At 73.7% G+C, this 21130-nt stretch carries 12 protein-coding genes and 2 pseudogenes; 7 read left to right on the top strand and 7 right to left on the bottom strand.

Translation table 11 applies throughout. From position 1 onward, the window contains the following. Positions 1-290: 290 nt before the first annotated feature. Positions 291-458: a hypothetical protein gene (locus ABZW10_RS06640; RefSeq protein WP_355360977.1), complete on the top strand. Its 168-nt coding sequence runs from the start codon at positions 291-293 to the stop codon at positions 456-458. 175 nt (positions 459-633) lie between these two features. On the opposite strand, the gene ABZW10_RS06635 is transcribed toward ABZW10_RS06640, so the two are convergent. The 5 genes from ABZW10_RS06635 to ABZW10_RS06615 all read right to left on the bottom strand — a co-directional run bounded on the left by ABZW10_RS06635 (position 634) and on the right by ABZW10_RS06615 (position 6159). Continuing rightward, positions 634-2829: an MMPL family transporter gene (locus ABZW10_RS06635; RefSeq protein WP_355360974.1), complete on the bottom strand. Its 2196-nt coding sequence runs from the start codon at positions 2827-2829 to the stop codon at positions 634-636. A 151-nt stretch (positions 2830-2980) separates the two neighbouring features. Continuing rightward, positions 2981-3370: a DUF302 domain-containing protein gene (locus ABZW10_RS06630; RefSeq protein WP_355360971.1), complete on the bottom strand. Its 390-nt coding sequence runs from the start codon at positions 3368-3370 to the stop codon at positions 2981-2983. Positions 3371-3442: 72 nt separating this feature from the next. After that, positions 3443-3724 (bottom strand): metal-sensitive transcriptional regulator, encoded by a 282-nt coding sequence (locus ABZW10_RS06625; protein ID WP_355360968.1) that lies wholly within the window; start codon positions 3722-3724, stop codon positions 3443-3445. A 32-nt stretch (positions 3725-3756) separates the two neighbouring features. Beyond that, positions 3757-5142 carry a rhodanese-like domain-containing protein gene (locus tag ABZW10_RS06620; protein WP_355361527.1) on the bottom strand — a complete coding sequence of 462 codons (1386 nt, stop codon included), beginning with the start codon at positions 5140-5142 and terminating at the stop codon, positions 3757-3759. Positions 5143-5268: 126 nt separating this feature from the next. Continuing rightward, entirely contained in the window at positions 5269-6159 is an 891-nt protein-coding gene (locus ABZW10_RS06615; protein ID WP_355360965.1) for a sugar nucleotide-binding protein, read from the bottom strand. Between the two features lie 49 nt (positions 6160-6208). Here ABZW10_RS06615 and ABZW10_RS06610 point away from each other — a divergent pair, with 49 nt between their 5' ends. Genes ABZW10_RS06610 through ABZW10_RS06600 form a run of 3 tightly spaced genes read left to right on the top strand, consistent with a single transcriptional unit; the run spans position 6209 to position 10352 of the window. After that, positions 6209-7246 carry an alcohol dehydrogenase catalytic domain-containing protein gene (locus ABZW10_RS06610; protein WP_355360962.1) on the top strand — a complete coding sequence of 346 codons (1038 nt, stop codon included), beginning with the start codon at positions 6209-6211 and terminating at the stop codon, positions 7244-7246. After that, entirely contained in the window at positions 7243-9369 is a 2127-nt protein-coding gene (locus ABZW10_RS06605) for a beta-galactosidase (RefSeq protein ID WP_355360959.1), read from the top strand. The genes ABZW10_RS06610 and ABZW10_RS06605 overlap by 4 nt, the downstream gene beginning before the upstream one ends. Continuing rightward, positions 9366-10352 carry an ROK family protein gene (locus ABZW10_RS06600; RefSeq protein ID WP_355360956.1) on the top strand — a complete coding sequence of 329 codons (987 nt, stop codon included), beginning with the start codon at positions 9366-9368 and terminating at the stop codon, positions 10350-10352. The genes ABZW10_RS06605 and ABZW10_RS06600 overlap by 4 nt, the downstream gene beginning before the upstream one ends. Before the next feature lie 61 nt (positions 10353-10413). Here ABZW10_RS06600 and ABZW10_RS06595 read toward each other — a convergent pair whose 3' ends face one another. After that, positions 10414-11466, bottom strand: a complete 1053-nt coding sequence (locus ABZW10_RS06595) for a polysaccharide pyruvyl transferase family protein (RefSeq protein ID WP_355360953.1) — start codon at positions 11464-11466, stop codon at positions 10414-10416. Next, positions 11463-12575 carry a hypothetical protein gene (locus ABZW10_RS06590; RefSeq protein WP_355360950.1) on the bottom strand — a complete coding sequence of 371 codons (1113 nt, stop codon included), beginning with the start codon at positions 12573-12575 and terminating at the stop codon, positions 11463-11465. The genes ABZW10_RS06595 and ABZW10_RS06590 overlap by 4 nt, the downstream gene beginning before the upstream one ends. A 316-nt stretch (positions 12576-12891) precedes the next feature. On the opposite strand from ABZW10_RS06590, the pseudogene ABZW10_RS06585 reads away from it, so the two are divergent. From ABZW10_RS06585 to ABZW10_RS06575, 3 genes and pseudogenes are all read left to right on the top strand, one after another. After that, a pseudogene (locus ABZW10_RS06585) lies at positions 12892-13425 on the top strand (carbohydrate binding domain-containing protein); the annotation flags it as partial. 195 nt (positions 13426-13620) lie between these two features. Next, positions 13621-14574 (top strand): annotated as a pseudogene (locus tag ABZW10_RS06580) (chitinase); the annotation flags it as partial. Positions 14575-14779: 205 nt separating this feature from the next. Then, the gene (locus tag ABZW10_RS06575; RefSeq protein ID WP_355360947.1) at positions 14780-20986 is read left to right on the top strand and encodes a glycosyl hydrolase family 18 protein; all 6207 of its coding nucleotides are present in this window, start codon (positions 14780-14782) and stop codon (positions 20984-20986) included. Positions 20987-21130: the final 144 nt, after the last annotated feature.

The following is a 21130-nucleotide window of genomic DNA, read 5'->3' as shown; positions in this document are numbered from 1 at the left end:
CACCCCACGGCGGCTCTCACGGCCGCCCGTCGCGCGTATGGCTGGAATTATGAGAGCGCGCCGCTCCCGCCGCCAACATGATCAATCACCGCACTCCCTCCCAAGATCCGACCAAAGGGACACGCCGTGATCGAACCGAAATCGATTTGCGGGTTGAAGCGATGCCCAGGGCGCCCGTGTGCGCTCCCCAGCCGCCGGAGCCGTCCCTTTCGCACCGGAAAGATACCCCCACCGGTATAGTGGAGGAGAGGGAGAATCCCTCGTTTCCCCCGGACGTGAGGAGTCCTGCGATGTGTCGACGTACGACGTGCCGGAGCTGCGGCAAGGCCACCTACGCGGGGTGCGGCATGCACGTCGACCAGGTGCTGGCCGGCGTCGCCAAGGCCGACCGCTGCGCCTGCGACCGCAACGCGCAGAAGGGCGGGGGCTTCTTCGCAAAGCTCCTCGGCCGCCGCTGAATCCACGGACCCGCGACGGGCCGTGCCGGACATCCCCGGCACGGCCCGTCGCGTTTTCGTGCCCGCCTGCGCCTCCGTGCCCGCCTGCGCCTCCGCGCTCGGCCGCCGTCCGTGACCGACGCCGACGGCCCGGCCCGCCACGGGGGCGGACCGGGCCGTCGGAACCGGGCCGGGCTCAGTCGTGCGAGAAGGAGATCCTCGGCAGCACGCGGTCGAGCCAGGTCGGCGTGCGCCAGGCGGCGGCGCCGGTGAGCCGGAGCAGGACCGGCAGCAGCACCAGGCGGACCAGCGCGGCGTCCAGCAGGACGGCGACGCCGAGCACGATGCCCATCTCCTTGGGCGGAAGCGGCCCGGACAGGGCGAAGGTGAAGAACACCGCGACCATCACGCCCGCCGCCGCGAAGATCACCCGGCCGGAGTGGGCCAGCGCGCCGACCATGGCCTCGCGCGGGTCGCCGGTGCGCTCGTAGTGCTCCTTGGCGGAGGCGAGCAGGAAGACCGTGTAGTCCATGGCGATGGCGAAGATCATCGCGAAGAAGAACACCGGTGCCCAGCCGTCCAGGAAGCCCTGCGGCGTGAAGCCGAGCAGCCCCGCGCCGTGGCCGTCCTGGAAGACCAGCCGGGCGACGCCGAAGGCCGCGCCGGTGGAGAGCAGACTGGCGGCCGTGCCGAGCGCCGAGATCAGCGGGGCGCGCAGGGCGACCAGCAGGAGCAGGAAGCCCAGGCCCATCACGACACCGATGACCAGCGGGGTCTTCTCGGTCAGCAGGTGCTGGAGGTCCAGGTTCTCCACCGCGGCGCCGCCGACCAGCGTGTCGGCCGGCAGTTCGGCCCGCAGGGTGTCGACGGTGCGGCCCAGGTCGGGGCTGGAGGGGTCCACGGCGGGAACGGCCTGGACCATCGACCAGCCGGAGCCGTCGGCGGCCGGCTGCGCGGGCATCACGCCGGCGATCCCGGGTGTGGCGGCGACGTCGGCGGCGACGCCCTCGGCGCCCTGGGTCGGGGTGAGGATCTGCAGGGTGCCGGGCGCCCCGGGGCCGAAGGCCTGCTGGACGGCGGTGTAGCCGGCGCGGGCGCTGGCGTCCTCGGGCAGCACGGTGATCGAGGGCATGGCGGTCCGCAGTCCGATGACGGGCGCGGCGAGCGCGATCAGCGCGGCGAGGGCCAGTGCGCCGTAGCGCAGCGGGTGCTTCCACAGCCGCTCGCCCCAGGCGGCGAAGCGTGCCGACCGGTGCTCGCCGGTCTTCACCCACGGCAGGGCGAGGGCGTCGACCCGGTGGCCGAGCCGGCCGAGCACGGCGGGAAGCAGGGTGAGGGTGGCGGCGAGCACGAACAGGACGGCGAGCATGATGCCGCCGGCCATCGACCGGAACGCCGGGGACGGCACCAGCATCACGGCCGAGAGGCTGACCAGGACGGTCGCGCCGGACAGCAGAACGGCCTTGCCGGCGGTGTCCATGGTCTCGGCGACCGCCGCGCTGCTGCCCGGCCGGTGTCCCGGTGCCGGGTTCCGGCGGGCGGCGGCGGCCCGGGCGCTGCGGAAGCGGACCACCAGGAAGAGCGCGTAGTCGATGCCGAGGGCGAGCGCGAACATCATCGCGAAGTTCATCGCCCAGACGGAGATCGGGAACAGGTGGCTGAGCAGGACGAGCGAGCCGGCGGAGGCGGCGAGTCCGGCCATGGTGAGCAGCAGCGGGAGCCCGGCGGCGACCAGGGAGCCGAAGGCGAGCACCAGGATGGCCAGGGTGACCGGCCAGGACATGATCTCGGACTTCATCATGGCGTCGTGGTTGGCCTTGTTGAAGTCGCTCCACAGCACCGACGCGCCGGTGGCGTGCACGTCGACGCCGTTGCCGGAGAGGGCGTTCAGCGGGCCCTTGAGGTCGTCGGCCGCGCGGACCATGTCGTCGGGGGAGGCCTTGGCGCCGGCGAGCAGGACGGCGGTCCGGCCGTCCTGGGCGATGGTCGCGCCGGGCTGGGGCGCCACCACGGTGGAGACCCGGGGGTCGGCCGCGGCGAGCTCGCTCGCCCTGGTGATCACCTGCTGGACGTCCGGCTCGGTGACCGGGCGGTCGGCGGCGACCACGATCTGCAGCGCGCTGGAGGCGTTGCCGGCGAAGTGCTGCTCGGCGACCTGCCGGACCTTCACCGACTCGGAGCCGTCGGCCTGCCAGCCGGCCCCGGAGAGCGCCGAGGTCACCTGCGGTGCGAACGCGCCGAGGCCGACGACGACCAGCAGCCAGCCGGCCAGGACGGCCTTGAAGTGGCGGGCGGACCAGAGGCCGAGCCGTCCGAGCAGGCCCGGGGGCGGGGCCGGCTCGGTCGGCGCGGCGGTGGCCGGCCGGCCGAGGGTGGTGTCCGGGTGCTTCACGGGTTGCTCCGTTCCTGGTGCGCCCCGCCGGGGGGCGGATGCGAAAATACGGGTGGGGGTATATGGGAGGCCGAAAGGGAGGGGCCCGCTCCGGGCGGGCCCCGTCGTTCAGAAGTCAGGCGGCCGGTCGGCCGGTCGGCCGGTCAGCCGGTCAGCCGGTCAGCGCGGCCAGGGCGGCGCGCAGCCGGGTGGCGGCCTCGTCGGCGACGGCCTGCAGCGCGGGCTGCCCGGTGACCTGGACCATCAGCTGCGGGTCCATCGCCTCGACGACGGTGCGCCCGGCGTCCGCGCGGACCACGACATTGCACGGCAGCAGCAGTCCGATGTGCCGGTCCGCCTGGAGGGCGCGGTGGGCCAGCGGCGGGTTGCAGGCACCGAGGATCAGGTAGTCCTCGATCTCCTCGCCGATCTTGGCCCGCAGGGTCGCGCGGACGTCGATCTCGGTGAGGATGCCGAAGCCCTGCTCGGCGAGTGCGGCCCGCACCCGTTCGACGGTCTCGGCGAAGGGCAGGTCGAGGGTGACGGGGATCCCGTACTCCATGGGGTGCTCCATTCCTGGGTGGCTCGGTGTCCTGCTGTCTGCTGTCCGCTGTCCTGGTGGGCGGGGGACGAGTCAGGCGAGGGTGAGGAACAGCTTCTCCAGTTCGGTCTCACTCATCGCCGGCGCCTCGCCGTCCGCGGCCGTGCACTGGCGCATGCCGCCGGCCACGATCTTGAACCCGGCCCGGTCCAGGGCGCGGGAGGCCGCGGCCAACTGCGTCACGATGTCCCGGCAGTCCCGCCCGGACTCGATCATCGCGATCACGCCGCTGAGCTGCCCCTGCGCCCGGCGCAGGCGGTTGAGCACCGCGCCGACCGCGTCGTCGTCGACCCGTACGGTCGGTTCCTCCGCCATCTCGTCCTCCTCGATCGTTTCGCGCGGGCGGCTCAGACCGCCGTCGGCCGGTGCGCCTGGTCCCACGCGGCGTAGCCGCCGAGCAGGTCGGAGACCTCGTCGAGGCCGTGGTGGCGCAGCAGGCTGGCGGCGATGGAGGAGCGGTGGCCGCCGGCGCAGTGGACGACCAGCGCACGGTCCCGCGGGATCTCGGCGAGACGGGAGGGGAGCTCGTTGAGCGCGATGTGCACGGAGCCCTCGACGGCGCCCTCGGCGCGCTCGCCGCAGGTGCGGACGTCGAGCACCAGCGGGGGGCGGTCGGTGGCGAGGGCGGTGCGCAACTGGTCCACGGTGAGGCGGGCGGCGGGGGTGAGCTGGTCGGCGAGCGCGGGCAGGCTCGCCTCGGGCTCGGCCAGGTGGCCGACGGTGCGGTCGAAGCCGATGCGGGCGAGGCGGGTGACGATCTCGCCCTCGCGGCCGTCCGGCGCGACGACGAGCAGTGCGGCGTCCGGCCGGAGCACGGCGCCGGCCTGCTCGGCGAAGCGGCCGTCGGCGGGCACGTTGACGGCCCCGCGCAGGTGTCCGGCGGCGAACTCCTGCGGGCTGCGGGCGTCGACCACCACAGCTCCGTCCTGCCGGCGGGCCGCGAACTCCTCGGCGGTCAGTGGGCGGTGGGCGAGCGCGGGGTCGAACAGGCCGCGGTCCTGCCGGTTGAGCGCGGCGTCGTGGCCGAAGTACCCGGGCGCGGTGGACTGGCCGGCCGTGACGATCGCGACGAACGCGTCCTCGCTCATCGGCGCGCAGGCGTAGTTGGTGGCGCGCTGGGCGCCGATGGTGGACTGGCGCTCGGTGGACAGGTTCTTGCCGCAGGACGAGCCGGCGCCGTGGGCGGGGAAGACCCGGACCTCGTCGGGCAGGCCCATCAGCTTGTGCTGGACGCTGTGGTGGAGCATCCGGCCGAGCTCCTCGGCGGTGGTGCCGGCCGAGGCCAGCAGGTCGGGGCGCCCGACGTCGCCGATGAACAGCGCGTCGCCGGTCAGCACGCCGTAGGGGACGGTGTCCCGGGAGTGCTCGAACACCAGGACGCTGATCGACTCGGGGGTGTGTCCGGGGGTCTCCATGATCTGCAGGGTGACCTCGCCCAGGCCGATCCGCTCGCCGTCGGCGAGCTTGCGGATCGGGTACTCGGTCACCGCCCGGTGGCCGTAGCCGATCCACGCGCCGGTGCGGTCCGCCAGCTCCAGGTGCCCGGCCAGGAAGTCGGCGTGGAAGTGGGTGTTGATGACCGCCTCGACGGTGAAGCCGTGCGCCTCGGCGTCGGCGACGTACTCGTCGATGTCCCGGCGCGGGTCGATCACCACGGCGCGGCCGGTGGTCTCGTCGGCGACCAGGTAGGAGGCCTGGGAGAGGCAGTCGAGGTAGTACTGGGCGAAGAACACCGTGGGTCGCTCCTGCATCCGATGATCCGATTCCAAATACCCAGTGGGGTATCCGTTCGCTCTCCACCATACCCCCGGGGGTAAATTTCGGCGAAGTGGGACGCCCGAGGAGCCAGGTGCCGTCGATCACGACGCGCCGGGACCGCCGCCCAGGGCCGCCAGGTGGGCGAGCGCGGTGTCCAGGGTGGGGCCCAGCAGGCGGTGTCGGGTGCTGCGCAGGACGAGCCGCGGCGGGCGGGGGCACTCGGCGTGGGCCTGCGGGCCGTGGGCGGGCACCACCCGGGTCGGCAGGTCCAGGGCCCGCTGGACCCGGGACATCAGCTCGAAGCGGGTCACCACGTCGGCGCCGCCGTAGTGCAGGATCCCCGTGCGGTGCCACAGCCGGGCCAGGGCCGGGCCGATGCTGGGGAGGTAGACGGGGGCGCAGACCAGGTCGGTGCGGGCGGGGGTGGTCGGTGCGGCCAGACGGGCCAGGAAGCTGTTCGCCCAGGGGCCGCGCCCGAAGACCAGCGGGAGCCGCACGATCAGGTGTCCGCCCTTGGCGAGCAGCAGGTCCTCGGCCGCCGCCTTGGTCCGCCCGTAGACGTTCACGGGGGAGCGCGGGTCGGCCTCGGTGTACCGGGGGCGGGTGCCGTCGAAGACGTTGTCGCTGGACAGCAGGACGAGCTTCGCCGCCGAGCCGCGCAGGGCGTCCAGCAGCACCTCGACGGGGCGGACGTTGAGGAGGCGGGCCCGGGCGGGATCGGCCTCGGCCGCCTCCAGGGGGACCAGGCCGGCCGCGTGCACGACCAGGTCGAAGCCGTCGGCCGCGAGCGCCGCCAGCCCGGTCTCGTCGCGCAGATCCAGCCGGACCAGGCCCGGGGCCGCCCGGGTGGCGTAGGTGCCGACCACCGCGTGGCGGGGGGCCAGGTGGCTCCAGAGGCCGCCGCCCACGAACCCCGACGCGCCGATCAGCAGGATCCTCGGACCGGGGCCCGCCGGTGCCTCCCACCCAGTCGGCCGCCCGTACCGGTTCATATCGGACACCCTATGGCACTGTTGGGGGACGAACCGGTGGGAGGCTGCGATGAAGGCCGTCGTGTTCGAGGACGTGGGCCTGCCCGGCATCCACGATCGCGCCGTCCCCTCCTACGAGGCGGACGAGGTCCTGGTCGAGGTGGCGGTCAGCGGCATCTGCGGCACGGACCGGGCGATCCTGCTGGGCGAGTTCCCCGCCCGGCGGGGTGTGGTGCTCGGGCACGAGGCGGTCGGCGCGGTGGCCGCGGTCGGGGCCGGCGTCACCGCCGTGGCGCCGGGCGACCGGGTGGTGATCAACCCGACCTACCACTGCGACCGGTGCCGCCCCTGCCGACGCGGCATGCCGGCCCACTGCGGGGCCAAGGAGGGCCGGGAGCTCGGCGTCGACCGGGACGGCACGATGGCCGGCTTCGCCGTCGCGCCCGAACGCTTCGTCCACCGGCTGCCCGACGCGGTGTCCTACCGGCGCGGGGCCCTGGTGGAACCGCTCGCCTGCGTGCTGAACAACCTGGCGGCGGCCCGGCCGCGCTGGGACGACCGGGTGCTCGTGGTCGGCGCCGGTCCGATCGGCGCGCTGTGCGCACTGGTCCTGGCCCGGCGCGGCGCCCGGGTCACGCTGGCCGAGCGCGATCCGGGCCGGGTGGAACTCGCCCGGATGCTGCTGCCGCGCACGGTCCGGGTGCTGGCCGCGGCGGAGGCGGCCGCGTCGGGCACGCCCGACGTCGCCGTCGACACCACCGGGTCGCTGCCCGGGGACGTGCTCGGCACGGTGGCGGCCGGCGGCACCGTCGTGGTGATGGGCGAGAAGGAGGCCGGCGTCGCCACCGTGCCGCTGCGGTCCCTGGTGACCAGGGGGATCCGCCTGGTGGGGGCGGGACCGTACCGGCCGGCGGACTTCGCCCTGGCGGTGGACCTCGCGCGGGAACTGCCGCTGGAGACGCTGGTGACCCATGTGCTGCCGCTCGAACGGTACGCCGAGGCCCTCGCGCTGCTGGCCGTCGTCCCGCCCGGGCCGGCCCGGCCGGAGGCGGACGGGTACCGCGCCATGAAGGTGCTGCTCGGCACGGACGGGAGCCCCGCCCCATGAGGCCCCGCTTCCTGGACGGCACCCTGTGGCTGGACGGCCGGCCCCGGTTCCTGATCACCGGCGAGTACCCCTACTACCGGGACCGCCCGGGCCGCTGGGCGCCGAAGCTGCGCGCCATGCGCGAGGCCGGCATCGAGGTCGTGACCAGCTACGTCCCCTGGCGCCACCACGAGATCGCCCGGAGCGACGGCCGCCGGTGGTGCTTCGACGGCGACGGCAACCGCGATCTGGCCGGCTTCCTGGAGCTGGTCGCGGCGACCGGGCTGCTCGCGGTGCTGAAGCCCGGCCCCTATGTGCACGCCGAACTGCCCTTCGGCGGGCTGCCCGACCGGCTCAGCCCGACGCTCGACCCGGAGCGGTCCGCCGCCCGCTCCGCCGACGGCCGGCCGCTGCCCTGCGACCGGTACACACTGCCCTCGGCCCTGGACCCGGGCTTCCTCGCCGACGCCCTGGACTGGCTGCGCGCCGTCGGCCTGTTCCTGCGGCCGTTCACCCATCCGCACGGACCCCTCGTCGCCGCCCAGATCGGCAACGAGGGCCACTACGGCGAGACCGCGCTGCCGATCGACGCGCTCGACTACTCGCGGCCGGGCACCGACGGCTTCGACGGCTTCGCCCCCGGCGTGGCCGCGCCCACCCGGGCGGAGGACCGGCTCTCCGCCGAAGGACTGCGCTCCCTGGTGAGCTGGGGCCGGTGGTCCGCCGAATCGCTCACCGCCGGGATGGCGCGGCTGGCCGAGGCGCTCGGCGCGGACCTCCCCGTCTTCACCAGCTACTCGCCGCCGGCCAGGGCGGACCGCGTGCCCGGCCGGGCCGCCGGACGCCACGACGCCTGGCTGGCCAGGAACCGGGTGGGCGCGGCGACCGGGCTGCCCCGCGCCTACACCAGCTGGACCGGCCCGGTGCTCTCCGAGGAGGAGGCCCTGGTCAACTACGTGCTGGCGGCCAAGGGCGGGCCCGGCCCCAACATCGAGGAGAACTGGGGGCTGCGCTGGGCGGATCCGGGCTGCGCCTTCCCGGTGGTGCCGATCCATCAGACCCTGCTCGGCGTGGCCTGCGGGGCGACCGGCATCAGCGTCTACCCGGCCTGCGCCACCGAGGGCTGGGGCCCGCACCTCGCGGTGGACGGTTCCCGGCTCGGCGGCCCGGCCGGTGACCCCGCGCAGTTCTCTCCGCCGTACGGGGACGCCGCCCCGATCCGCCTCGACGCCGCCCCCGGCCCGGCCTTCGCCGCGCTGCGGGTGCTGACCCACTTCCTGGCCGGACGGCAGGAGCCGCTGGCCCTCTCCCGCCCGGAGCCCGGCGTGTGCTGGGGCGTCCACCCGCCGTACGCGGCGGTCGGGGCGTGGGAGGGGACGGCGGACGGCGAGCGGCCCGTGCCCTCGGCCGCCCGCACCCTGGTGCCCTTCGTCGCCCACTGCCTGCGGCGGAACCTGCCCTTCCGGCTGGCCGAGCTCACCGGCCGGGCGGGCCCCGACCCCGGGTCGGGGCCGCTGGTCACCGTGTCGGGCCGGTTCATGGAACGGGCCCTGCAACGGCGGCTCGCCCGGTTCGCCGAGCGGGGAGGAGCGCTGCTCCTGGTGGGTGAACCTCCCGCGCTGGACGAGGACCTGCGCTCCTGCACCGAGCTGGCCGCCGCGGTCCGCCGGCACGGCGACGGCCGCGTGCGCACGGTGGCCCCCGGCGGGCGGTCCCTCGGCGCGGCCGTCGAGGACTGGCTGCACGGGAGCCACGACGCCCCCGTGCGGGCCCGACCGGGGCCGTGGCTCGAACTGCGCAGGACCGCCGCGGACCCCGAGGAGGTGCTCGTCTTCCTCTTCAACCGCACGGACTCCCCCCTGCGGGCCCGCACCGTGTGCGGGGAACACCCGGTCACCGCCGACCTGGTGAGCGGCGGCTGCGCCGTCGTCCAGGTGTCCCACGGACGGCTCGCGGCCTGCTACGTGAAGGGGATCGACGAGCGGAGCGGTGCCCGGCTGCCGGTCCGGGTCCGGGTGGGCGGTGATCTGCTGGCCTCCGATCGGCCGTGCGACCTGTCCGCCCTGCGCGGACCGGGCGGCTTCGAGGTGCGGACCGCCGCGGGGCCGGGCCGGGCCCGGGTGGTCCTGCCGGAGGCGGCATGACCGCCTCCCCGGCCGAGGCGGTCGGCATCGATGTCGGCGCCACCAAGACCGCGGCGGTGCGGGTGACGGCCGACGGCGCGGTGTCGGCGCGGGCCCGCTGTGCCACGCCGCGCCGTACGGCGGAGGAACTGGTCGCCGCCGTGGCCGGACTCGTGGCGCGGGTGCGCGGCGAGCGGGTCACCGCGGTCGGCGTCGGGCTGCCGGGGATGGTCGATTCCCGGACCGGCGCGCTGGCCTTCGCGCCCGGCCTGGAGTTCGCGCGGGCGCCGCTGCGGGAGCTGATCGCGGACGCGGTGGGGCTGCCGGTGGTGACGGACAACGACGCCAACGTCGCCGCGTGGGCCGAGTACCGGCTCGGCGCCGGGCGGGGGCACGACCACCTGGTGCTGGTGACGCTGGGCACGGGGCTGGGGTGCGGGGTGCTGGTCGGCGGGCGGCCGCTGCACGGCGCGCACGGCTTCGCGGCCGAGGCCAGCCATCTGACCGTCGATCCGGGGGGACCGTGGTGCGAGTGCGGAAACCGCGGGTGCTGGGGTGTCGCGGCCTCCGGGGCCGCCATCGCGAGGCTCGGACGGCAGGCCGCCGCGGACCTCCCGGGCTCCCCACTGGCCCGACTGGTCGGCGAGAGCGGCCCGATCGACGCGCGCGGCCGGGCCGGTGAGGGCCGGCCGGACGCCGGAGAGGCCGTCACGGAGGCCGCCCGCCGCGGCGACCACCGGGCGCTGGAGATCCTGGGCCGGATCGGCACGCTGACCGGCGTCGGCCTGGCCGCCCTGGCCAATCTGTTCGACCCCGCCGTGGTGATCGTCGGAGGCGGCCCGGTCGCCGCCGGTGACCTGCTGCTCGCCCCGGCGCGCGCCGAGTTCGCCCGCAGGCTCTACGCGCCCGGCGACCGCCCGCCGGTGCCCGTGCTGGCGGCCCGCTTCGCCAACGACGCCGGCGCGATCGGCGCGGCGCTGCTGGCGCTCGACCGCTCCCGCTGACGCCCTTCCCGCTGACGCCCCCGTTGACGCCCCCTCTGAAGCCCCCGCCGGTGGCCGGTGCTCAGCCCTCCCGGGCCGGCCGGGGCGTGGCCGGGTCGGCGAGCAGCGCGGCGGCGGCCCGCAGCGCCCGGTCGGCGTCCGGCGCCCGCCGGGTGACGGACCGGTGTCGCTCGTGCCCCCAGGTCCGCCAGTAGCCGCCGACCTTGCCGTTCCGGTCGTCGAGCACCACGTGCGGCAGACCGAGCAGCAGACTCAGCAGGTGCCCGTGCAGCCGGTCGGTGACCACCGCCTCGGCGCTGCCGAGCAGTCGGCAGCCGCGCCGGAGCTGGAGTTCGGCATGGCGGTCCTGGGCCGCGGCGAGTTCGGCGACCGCCGCGCCGGCCGCCGTCCGGCGGACCTCGGCCGAGGCCGCCGCGATCCGCTGCCGCACGGCCAGGGCCTCGGCGGCCCAGCCCGGCTCGGCGCCCTCCTGCCCGGTCCAGTCGGTCCGGTGCACCTCGGCGTGCGGGTCCGGCCCCGGGTGGCCGGCCGACTCGTGGTCCGCACGCCGCAGCCACAGGATCCGCCGCTCGGGCCGGGCGAGGCGGGGCACGCCGTTCATCGCGAAGGCGCAGTCCGGGGCGAGCAGGGCGGGGGCGCGGAAGGCCCGGCGGGCCGCGCGCAGGCTCGGTCCGTCGCGCAGCAGCAGGACCAGATCGGGGTGCGCGTCGAAGACCGCCCGGGCCCGGGCGAGGGCAGCCGGGTCGCCGAAGTGCACGGACTGCGGCAACTGGACGATCCGGTGCCCGGGGAAGGCGCTGATCACCTGCTCGCGCATGCGCTGGTGGCTCGGCCACAGGTCGCCCAGATTGCCGCCGCCGGTGAGCAGGATGGTGCCGTTCGGCAGCCGTTCGGCCAGCGCCGCCGGGTCGAAGTCGTGGTGGTCGGCGGTGTAGACGACCTCGGCGCCCAGCTCGGCCAGCAGCGTGCGCGCACCCAGCCAGATGGCGCTGTCGCCGACGTTTCCGTAGTCGGGGAAGCCCAGCAGCGCGCAGCGGCTCGACGGCGCGACCAGGGCGCCGAGCACCTCGCCGAGCCGGTGTCCGAGGCCGGCCCACCGGCCGAACCCGGTCACCGCGTCACCGCCGCACGGGGGAGGGGCCCATGACGGTCCGCCGCCAGCTCGGCCGCCTCGGCGAGTTCGGGGCGTCCGCCGGCCCGGGCCTCGAGGGCGACCTCGCGCATCGCCTCCCGGGCGTCCGCCGAGTGCATCGGGACGCTGCCCAGCCGCTCGAGGTCGAGCACGCCGGGCAGCGTCCCGCAGCGCCCGAGCACCCCGGCCAGCTCGAGGGTGACCATGGTCCGCAGGCACTTCTCGCATGCCCCGCAGTTCTGCCCGGGCCGGCCGCGCCAGCACACCGCCAGCTGCCGCAGGGCGAGTTCGGAGCGGGCCAGCCGGCGCGCCACCTTCTGCGTCCTGGTGGCACCGGCGCCGTCGTGCACGACGTCCAGCGCCTCGGTGGACCACAGGTGGTCCAGCACCGGATGCGAACCGTACGGGGGGAGATGCCGGTACTCGAAGCTGGCCGCGATCAGGCAGCGGCCGAGCAGGCCCTGCAGGGCCAGCGCGGTGGCGGCGAGCGCCGCCCCGTGGTAGTCCTCCCAGCGGACCAGCGGGGCCGTGAGGGCACGCAGGTTGGTCTCCACCGGGACGGCCCGGCAGCCGCTGCGCCCGGCCACCAGCCGGACCCGGCCGAGCAGGTGCTCGTAGTCCGGCCCGGTGTGCTGCTCGAAGTTCACGAACAGCAGCTCGGAGACCGGCCGGTGGGCGGGCTCCGCACGGCGCTCGCGGTCCCCGAGCAGGCTGTAGAAGGAGTCCACGCCCAGGGTGAAGAACAGCCCCACGCCGTCCTGCCCGCGCGTCGCCTCGACGGGCTCGCCCACCGTCAGCCGGACCTCCCGCAACCGGGCCCACCAGGCCGCGTAGATCTCCATCACGGTCCGCGCCGACCGCAGCAGCCGGGCGGAGACCGGGGCGTCGACCACCAGCTCCTCGCCGAGGCTCATGGCCGGCATCAGCAGCGCGGCGAGGAAGGCGTCACCGCGCTCCGGCAGCCAGTCGTCCGCACCGCCGGGCACGGTGAAGTGGAGCCGCGCCGAAGGCAGTTCGGCCGTGGCCCGGACCGCCGCCGACAGGCGCCGGCCGGCGGCGACGGGTTCGTTCCGGACATCCTCGACGATCATTCCCGCCGCCCTTCCCGCTGTCGGAAGTTCACGCTCCGCTTGTAGCAGGACGGCGGCGGTCCGCCCGGCCACCGCCGCGCCGCGGGCCCGGTGTTCACCCGCGCGGACCCGCCCGCGCGGTGACCGCCGGCGGTCGCCGATCCGGGCCGGGAGTACCGTGGTTCGACCCGGCATTGGTCCAGACCTATTGACTGGCCTTGCCGTCGCTCCTACGATCCGGACCGGCACATCCCCACATGTCCCCACCCATGAGCCGGGCGCCGCGCCCCCACAGCGACGGTCATGTCCATGACGCCCGGCGGGAAGCGAGCACAGCATGTTCCGTCGGAGGTCGCGTACCCCACAGCCGCAGCGGGCGGTCGTGGAGCGCGCAACGCAGCTGCCCAGGACCAGCGGCGCCCAGCCCGGATCGACCGTCCTGATGCGCTCCCTCGCGGTGGTGAGCGCCGCCGCCGTGATCGGTGCGGGCCTCGCCGTGGCCGGCACGGTCAACGCCGGTGCCGCCACCCCCAACCTGGTGGCCAACCCCGGTTTCGAGAACGGACTCTCCGACTGGAACTGCTCCGGCGGCTCCGGCGCGACCGTCGGCAGCCCGGTGCACAGCGGCACCTCGGCGCTCCAGGCCACGCCGACCGGCCAGGACACCGCCCAGTGCACCCAGACCATCAGCGTGCAGCCCAACTCGCAGTACACGCTGAGCGCGTTCGTCCAGGGCAGCTACGTCTACCTGGGCGCCACCGGCACCGGCCTCGGCGGCACGACGTCCACCTGGACGGGCAACAGCGCGTCGTACAGCCAGCTCAGCGTCAACTTCTCCACCGGGGCGACCACCACCTCGGTGACCGTCTTCCTGCACGGCTGGTACGGCCAGCCCGCGTTCTACGCGGACGACGTGGTGCTCTCCGGCCCCGGCGGCACCACCACGCCCCCGACCACGCCGCCCACCACCCCGCCGACGACGCCTCCCACGACGCCGCCGACCACCCCGCCCACCACCCCGCCGACGACGCCTCCCACCACCCCGCCGACCACCCCGCCGGGCTCCACCTGCCCGACCAAGCCCAAGCCCTCGGGCAAGGTGCTGCAGGGCTACTGGGAGAACTGGGACGGCGCCTCCAACGGCGTCCACCCGGGCATGGGATGGACCCCCATCACCGACAGCCGGATGGCCGCGCACGGCTACAACGTCATCAACGCCGCCTTCCCGGTGATCCGCTCCGACGGCACCGTCCTCTGGGAGGACGGCATGGACGCCAACGTGAAGGTCTCCACCCCCGCCGAGATGTGCCAGGCCAAGGCCGCCGGCGCGACGATCCTGATGTCGATCGGCGGCGCCGCCGCGGGCATCGACCTGAGCTCCAGCTCCGTCGCCGACAAGTTCGTGGCGACCATCGTCCCGATCCTGAAGAAGTACAACTTCGACGGCATCGACATCGACATCGAGACCGGCCTCTCCAGCAGCGGCAGCATCAACACGCTGTCCGCCTCGCAGTCCAACCTGATCCGCATCATCGACGGCGTGCTCGCCCAGATGCCGGCCGGCTTCGGCCTGACCATGGCGCCCGAGACCGCGTACGTCACCGGCGGCAGCGTCACCTACGGCTCGATCTGGGGCTCCTACCTTCCGATCATCAAGAAGTACGTCGACAACGGCCAGCTGTGGTGGCTGAACATGCAGTACTACAACGGCAGCATGTACGGCTGCTCCGGTGACTCCTACCAGGCCGGCACCGTGCAGGGCTTCACCGCGCAGACCACCTGCCTGAACAACGGCCTGACCATCCAGGGCACCACCATCAAGGTGCCCTACGACAAGCAGGTGCCCGGCCTGCCGGCCCAGCCCGGCGCCGGCGGCGGCTACATGGCGCCGAGCCTGGTCAGCCAGTCGTGGAGCTCCTTCAGCGGCCAGCTGAAGGGCCTGATGACCTGGTCGATCAACTGGGACGGCTCGAAGGGCTGGTCCTTCGGCGACAACGTCAAGTCCCTCCAGGGCCGTTGATGACCCGCTGAGCCGACGACGCGGGGCCCCGGGAGCGTTCACCGCTCCTGGGGCCCCGCCGTTCGCCCGGCCGACCGCGTTGAGACGCTCCGCGCGAGAGGGTTCGGACCGTGGCCGTCCACGCCGATTGACGCCGTGTCGACCGGCTGCGTACCGGCTTCGCCGACGATCCGTTCCTGAGCGGTCCCATTGAGGAACGGAGTACATGACCATGCAAGGGCTGAGCCGGCGGACCCACCGCCCGGGCCGACGCCGGATGTGGGGCCAGTTACTGGGGCTGGCCCTGATCGCGGGTCTGTTGCAGGCGCTGCTGCTGCCACCCGGGCCGGCTGCGGCGATCGTCGCCGAGACGGCGATGCAGCAGCGGGCGGTGAGCTTCAACTCCCAAGGCGGAAACAAGTGGGAGTTCGTCCGAGCGGCGCTCCTGAAGGACGCCGATGTGGTGGCGCTCCAGGAGGTCAGCACCCCTCCGTTCGAGCTGAGGAACCTGCCGGGCCGTCAGTCCATCAGGGACAACCTGGCGGATCAGCAGTGGAACGGACACGGTGAGCCGAACCTGAAGTACCGCCTCTACACCACCCGGTGGGGCGGGACCGCGCGGCAGGGGACGAGCGGACAGCTCTACTACCTGAAGATCCTTCCCAAGAACCAGTGGGGCCCCGCCGTGAACCCGCCCGTGGGCGGGGACCCCGACGACGAGGAGGACCCCGACAACCGGCCCGCCCCGGACTACAACACCACGAAGTCGATGGCGATCTGGGTGCGGGGCGAGGCCGTCGATGCGATCCAGGACATCAGGATCGTCACCCCGCAGCTGCAGCGGCGGCCCACGAGGTGGATCAGGTCCCGCCCGGCCCTCGGCATCAAGGTGAACGGCGTCTGGTACTTCGACATCCACGCGGCCTCGATCCGGACGAACACCACCCCCAATCCGCACTCCGTGGACCTGATGGAGGCCATCGAGGCCGCGGTCGGCCACGAGCCGTGGCGCGCGCTCGGCGACTTCAACAGCACGGCGGAGAACTTCGGGTGGGGCAATACGCACACGTACTTCGCGAGGGAGGGCGGCAACGCCGACGGTCCCGCCGTGCCCACCCACTACACGGCCGGCGCGGCGCTGGACTACATGGTGGCCAACCACCCGATCACCCGGCTCACCGTCGCCACCACCCGTTACAACAGCGGCTCCGACCACTTCCCGGTGCGCTTCTCCGCGGACCGAGCGAACCCGGAGTGCGTGCCCCCGTGGGACAACCAGACGGTGTACACGGCTCCCGGCGCGGTGGCCCGCGTCGCCACCGCCCTCGCCGGCGACTCCTGCGCTCCGAGACCCTCGGCGATCGTCTCCATGGGCGACAGCTACATCTCCGGCGAAGGCGGCCGCTGGGCGGGCAACGCCCTCACCAAGCCGGAGGGGGACGTCTGGGGGACCGACCGGCGGTCACGCTGCCGGCCGGAGCAGGACTGCGTGTACGACGCGACGTCCTACGACTTCAAGGGCAACACGTGCGACCGCTCCGACGTGGCCCCGATCAAGGGAACGGAGTTCGAGGACATCCCGCCCGAGCAGCGGTTCAACATCGCCTGCTCGGGGGCCACCACCAAGAACATCCTCTCGGACGGGTTCAAGGGCGAGAAGCCGCAGATCCAGCAACTGGCCGACCTCGCGGCCGGCCACGACATCCGGATGGTCGTCGTCTCCATCGGGGGCAACGACCTGAGGTTCTCCGACATCATGTCGACGTGCGCACGCGCCTTCTTCGGACTGGACGCCTCCTGCAAGCATCTGGAGGAGGAGCGGTTCGGCAGGGAGCTGAACGGCGTGCGGGCCGAGGTCACCAAGACGCTGAACGCGATCCGCAGCACCATGTCGGCCGCCGGCCAGTCGGACTACAAGATCGTGCTCCAGTCGTACCCCAGCCCCCTCCCCGCCAAGGACGACTTCCGCTACCCGCAGGGCGTGCTCTTCAGCGACCGGTACAAGAAGGGCGGTTGTCCCTTCCTCGACGTGGACGCGGAGTGGGCCCGCAACTCGGTGGTGCCCCGCATCACCGACATGCTGCGGCAGGCGGCGGGGTCGGTCGGGGCGAAGTTCCTGAACGTGCAGGACGCCTTCGCCGGGCACGAGTTGTGCGCGAAGGCCGCGGAGCAGGCGACGGACGCGAACAGCAACGGCGCGCCGCTGCCGATGGCGAAGGCCGAGTGGGTCCGGTGGGTGCCGTACGTTCCCAACCTCGGGTGGCTCAGCGGCACCGCCCAGGGCGACGTCCAGGAGGCCGTCCACCCGAACGCGTTCGGTCAGCAGGCGTTGTCGCGCTGCCTGACCGAGTTCGGGAGCGTGGCGTCCGACCCCAAGCAGTACATCTTCAACTGCGCCGGTTCGGGCGACGGCATGAGCGTCACCCCCGACGCGTCCGCCCGGCGCGAGGGTGTCGTCCGACTGGTCAACACCGCGACGGGGGAGGTGCTGGACGACGAAGGGACGAAGCCGAACAGCTACCTCCTGACCCGCCGTGACGAAGCCGGTCCGGGCCAGCGGTGGCTGCTCCACAACGTGGGCTCGAAGATCTCCCTGCAGTCCCAGCGCAACGGCGGGTTCCTGGACCGGAGCTCCGTCACCAAGTGGACGTACCTGGCGGGCGCCGAAGCCGGCTGGACCGTCGTTCCGACGGAGGAGGACGCCAAGAAGGTCAGACTGACCATCGGCGACTCGCCCAAGTGCCTCACGCAGGACCCGGGGACGGACACAGCGGACGGGAAGTGGGTCAGCGTCTTCGGCTGCTCCGAGGACCGCATGAAGGACATGCAGACCTGGTACATCGAGTACCCCGACGAGATCGTCATCACCCCGCGCGAGCCGGACGGGAGCACCAACCCGCGCGAGGGCCAGCAGATGGAGCTGCGCTCGGCCACCGGCGTGGCCATGGCCCTCGGCGGCGGCGACACCACCGCGGGAACCGGCGTCCAGGCGCAGGACCCCGACGGCTCGCCCGCACAGCGCTGGGTGACGCGCTCGCTGGGCGGCGGCAACTGGCGGCTCGCGGCCGCGGCGGCGCCGGACATGGTCGTCGACCACAACCCGGGCCCGCACACCACCCACCTGGTCCGGGCGGAGGAGGGCAACACCAACCAGGTGTGGCAGATCAAGGGCGCCGGTACCGGCTGGTACACACTGGTCAGCGGTACCGACGGCGGCTGTCTGACCGCCCGCGGCAAGGGCGAGGCACTCGCGGTGACGCCCTGCGGCGTCGACGACCCGGCCCAGCGCTGGAAGTTCCGGGCGAACGGGACCGGCACCGAGACCGGCACCATCCGCGGCCTGGGCGACAAGTGCGTCGAGCCGCGCGGCGGCAGCCGCGACGACCGGACCCCGGTCCGGCTGGCGGACTGCGCCGGCTCCGACGGCCAGGCCTGGACGGTGGGAACCGACGGCACGCTGCAGTCGCTCGCCAAGTGCCTGGACGTCGACGGCGGAAGGAGCGCCAACGGCACGCCCGTCCAGCTGTACACGTGCACCGGGAGCTCCGCCCAGCAGTGGATCCACACGGCGCGCCAGGAGCTGAAGAACCCGGCCACGGGCAAGTGCCTGGACGTCCCGGGCGCCGACACCACCCGGCCCCTGCAGATCTCGGACTGCACCGGGAGCCCCGCGCAGAAGTGGCGGCTGTCCGCCCGCCCGGTGGGCCAGCCCGAGGGCGGCGACGCGGGTGACCCGTTCGACGCCTCCCCGGACGACCGCGGCACCAAGCCGGCCTCGGCGGGGGACTGCCGCCCCGAGGGCATGACCCCGACCCCGGGCGTGTCGGCGCGGTACTGCGACGTGTACGACGGCGCCGGCCGCGAGTGGGTCGGCAACAACCGCACCCGGCGCGTGGTGGGCTACTTCAACGGCCGGCGCACCGGCGCGGGCGGCGACCCCAAGTACCTGGCGTCCAACATCCCCTGGTCGAAGGTCTCGCACATCAACTACGCCTTCGCCGGCGTGCAGGACAACCGGATCAGCATCGGCGACCCGAACGACCCGGCCAACCCGGCGACCGGCCTGACCTGGCCGGGGGCGAAGAACGCCATGGACGGCGCGCTGCCGTACAAGGGGAACTTCAACCTGCTGAACACCTACAAGAAGCAGCACCCGGCGGTGAAGACGCTGATCTCGGTCGGCGGCTGGGAGGGCACCCGGAACTTCTACGCGATGGCCACCAACGCCGACGGTTCGGTGAACCAGGCGGGCATCGACACCTTCGCGGACTCCGTCACCGCGTTCCTGGACCGGTACGGGTTCAACGGCGTCGACATCGACTACGAGTACCCGACCGCGCTGCCCAACACCGGCAGCCCGCTGGACTGGGACGTCTCCAACCCGCGCCGCAAGGGCCTCCAGCAGGGCTACAACGCGCTGATGAAGACCCTGCGCGAGCGGCTGGACCGGGCCGGCGCCGCGTCGGGCCGCTACTACCTGCTGACCTCGGCGGGCTCCTCCTCCGGCTACCTGGTGCGCGGGCTGGACGCCGGGCAGGCGCTGCAGTACCAGGACTACGTCAACGTCATGACCTACGACCTGCACGGCTCGTGGAACAAGTTCGTCGGCCCGCAGGCCCCGCTGTACGACGACGGGCGGGACAACGAGCTGGCGGCCGCCGGGATCTACAACGACACGGCGCCCGACACCAAGGACTACCAGAAGGAGGGCTACTTCAACGTCGACTGGGCCTACCACTACTACCGCGGCGCCCTGCCGGCCGGCCGGATCAACCTCGGCATCCCGTACTACTCCCGCGGCTGGCGCGGCGTCCAGGGCGGCACGGACGGACTGTGGGGCACGGCCGCGATGCCGGACCAGGCGCAGTGCCCGCTGGGCACCGGCGGCCGCGGCCCCGCGAACGCGCAGTCCTGCGGGCTGGGCGCGGTCGGGATCGACAACCTCTGGCACGACCTGGAGAACGAGCGCGAGGTCGGCGCGGGCTCCAACCCGCTGTGGCACACCAAGAACCTCCAGGACGGACGCACGCCCGGCTACCTGCGCTCGTACGGGGTGGACACCAACCTGCCGAGCGGGGTGCTGACGGGGACGTACACGCCGAAGTACTCGGACGCGCTGCGGGCGTCCTGGCTGTGGAACGACACCAAGAAGGTGTTCCTGTCCACCGAGAACGAGCAGTCGCTGGACGCCAAGGCCCGGTACATCGTCGACAAGGGCATCGGCGGCGCGATGATCTGGGAGCTGTCCGGCGACTACGCCCAACGCCCGGGCGGGGAGTGGGGGATGGGCTACGACCTGACCACCCGGCTGGACAACGCCTTCCGGGGCGCCGGCGCCACCGGCAACACCAAGGCGGGCGGGCGGCCGCAGCCGGCCGAGGTGATCGACGTCAAGGCCGAACTGGTGGAGTTCCCCACCGGGGAGAACGACTTCTACCCCGTCCAGCCGAAGCTGCGCATCACCAACAACAGCGGGGTCACCCTCGCCCAGGGCACCGAGATCTCCCTCGACCTGCCCACCTCGACGCCGCCCGTCGTCAAGGACAACGACTACAAGCCGATGAAGGGACTCGTCCCCGGCCACACCGGCCCCAACACAGGCGGACTCCAGGGGGACTTCCACCGGCTGACCGTCACCCTCGGCTACTGCGAGGACCTGGCGCCGGGCAAGTCCCGGGACATCGAGCTGAAGTACTACCTGCCGGTCACCGGACCCGCCAACGTCACCTTCCGGATCGGCGGACGCGAGTTCGGCTCGACCGGGGACCAGCGCCGCGAGGTGCGGACCGTCACCCCGCCCGCCCCCGCGGCCGGCAGTTCCTGCCAGGCGCCGGACTGGCAGTCGGGCCAGGTCTACCGGCCCGACGGCGGACGGCTGTGGCGGCTGTACGACAAGGGCGCCCAGGGCTGGATGGCCGAGTACGGCGACAGCCCGGCCGGAAAGCCGATGATGATCGACAACTACCCCGACCAGTCCCGGGCCCACCTCGTGGAGCTGATGGACCAGAACCCCAACCAGTACTGGAAGTTCCAGGACGCGGGCGGCGGCCTCTACACCGTCGGCAGCGGCGGCAGGTGCCTGACGGCTACCGCCGTCCGGCAGGACGTCGCCTCCCTCCCGTGCGACGGGCGCGGCGAGCAGAAGTGGCGGCTCGTGCCCGTCGCCGACAACGGCAGCGAGGGCGCTCCCGGCGCACCGAGGCACAACGGCCTGTTCAAGATCCGGTCCGCCGGCGGCAACGACATCGAGGCCTCCGGCGGAGCCACCGCCCGGGGAACCCGTCTGCTCACCGGCGATCCGGCCGCCTCGACGGCCGCGTTCGTGAAGTACCAGGGCTCCTACTGGTACGCCCAGTGGTACACCACCGTCACCCCCGGCACCGCCGAAGCCAACGGCGGCCGGCCCTGGAAGCGGCTCGGCCCGGTCCCGTAACCCGGGGCACGGGAGAACCGGCCGGCCGGGCGCCGCACGCCACGTGCGGTGCCCCGCCGGCCCCTCCGGCTCAGGGGCGGGGGGGGGGCCCGGTTGCCAGGTGGGGGCCGGGGTGCGCTGTCATGTTATATAGGTGGAGCGGGG

Source organism: Kitasatospora sp. NPDC004723 (assembly GCF_040609255.1).
GTDB lineage: Bacteria > Actinomycetota > Actinomycetes > Streptomycetales > Streptomycetaceae > Kitasatospora.
This window is presented reverse-complemented; position numbering and strand designations above follow the sequence as displayed.

Excerpts from the sequence above, each read along its gene's own strand:
- ABZW10_RS06640 (WP_355360977.1), top strand. The coding sequence starts at position 291 with ATGTGTCGACGTACGACGTGCCGGAGCTGCGGCAAGGCCACCTACGCG.
- ABZW10_RS06630 (WP_355360971.1), bottom strand. The coding sequence starts at position 3,370 with ATGGAGTACGGGATCCCCGTCACCCTCGACCTGCCCTTCGCCGAGACC.
- ABZW10_RS06625 (WP_355360968.1), bottom strand. The coding sequence starts at position 3,724 with ATGGCGGAGGAACCGACCGTACGGGTCGACGACGACGCGGTCGGCGCG.
- ABZW10_RS06615 (WP_355360965.1), bottom strand. The coding sequence starts at position 6,159 with ATGAACCGGTACGGGCGGCCGACTGGGTGGGAGGCACCGGCGGGCCCC.
- ABZW10_RS06610 (WP_355360962.1), top strand. The coding sequence starts at position 6,209 with ATGAAGGCCGTCGTGTTCGAGGACGTGGGCCTGCCCGGCATCCACGAT.
- ABZW10_RS06605 (WP_355360959.1), top strand. The coding sequence starts at position 7,243 with ATGAGGCCCCGCTTCCTGGACGGCACCCTGTGGCTGGACGGCCGGCCC.
- ABZW10_RS06600 (WP_355360956.1), top strand. The coding sequence starts at position 9,366 with ATGACCGCCTCCCCGGCCGAGGCGGTCGGCATCGATGTCGGCGCCACC.
- ABZW10_RS06590 (WP_355360950.1), bottom strand. The coding sequence starts at position 12,575 with ATGATCGTCGAGGATGTCCGGAACGAACCCGTCGCCGCCGGCCGGCGC.
- ABZW10_RS06575 (WP_355360947.1), top strand. The coding sequence starts at position 14,780 with ATGACCATGCAAGGGCTGAGCCGGCGGACCCACCGCCCGGGCCGACGC.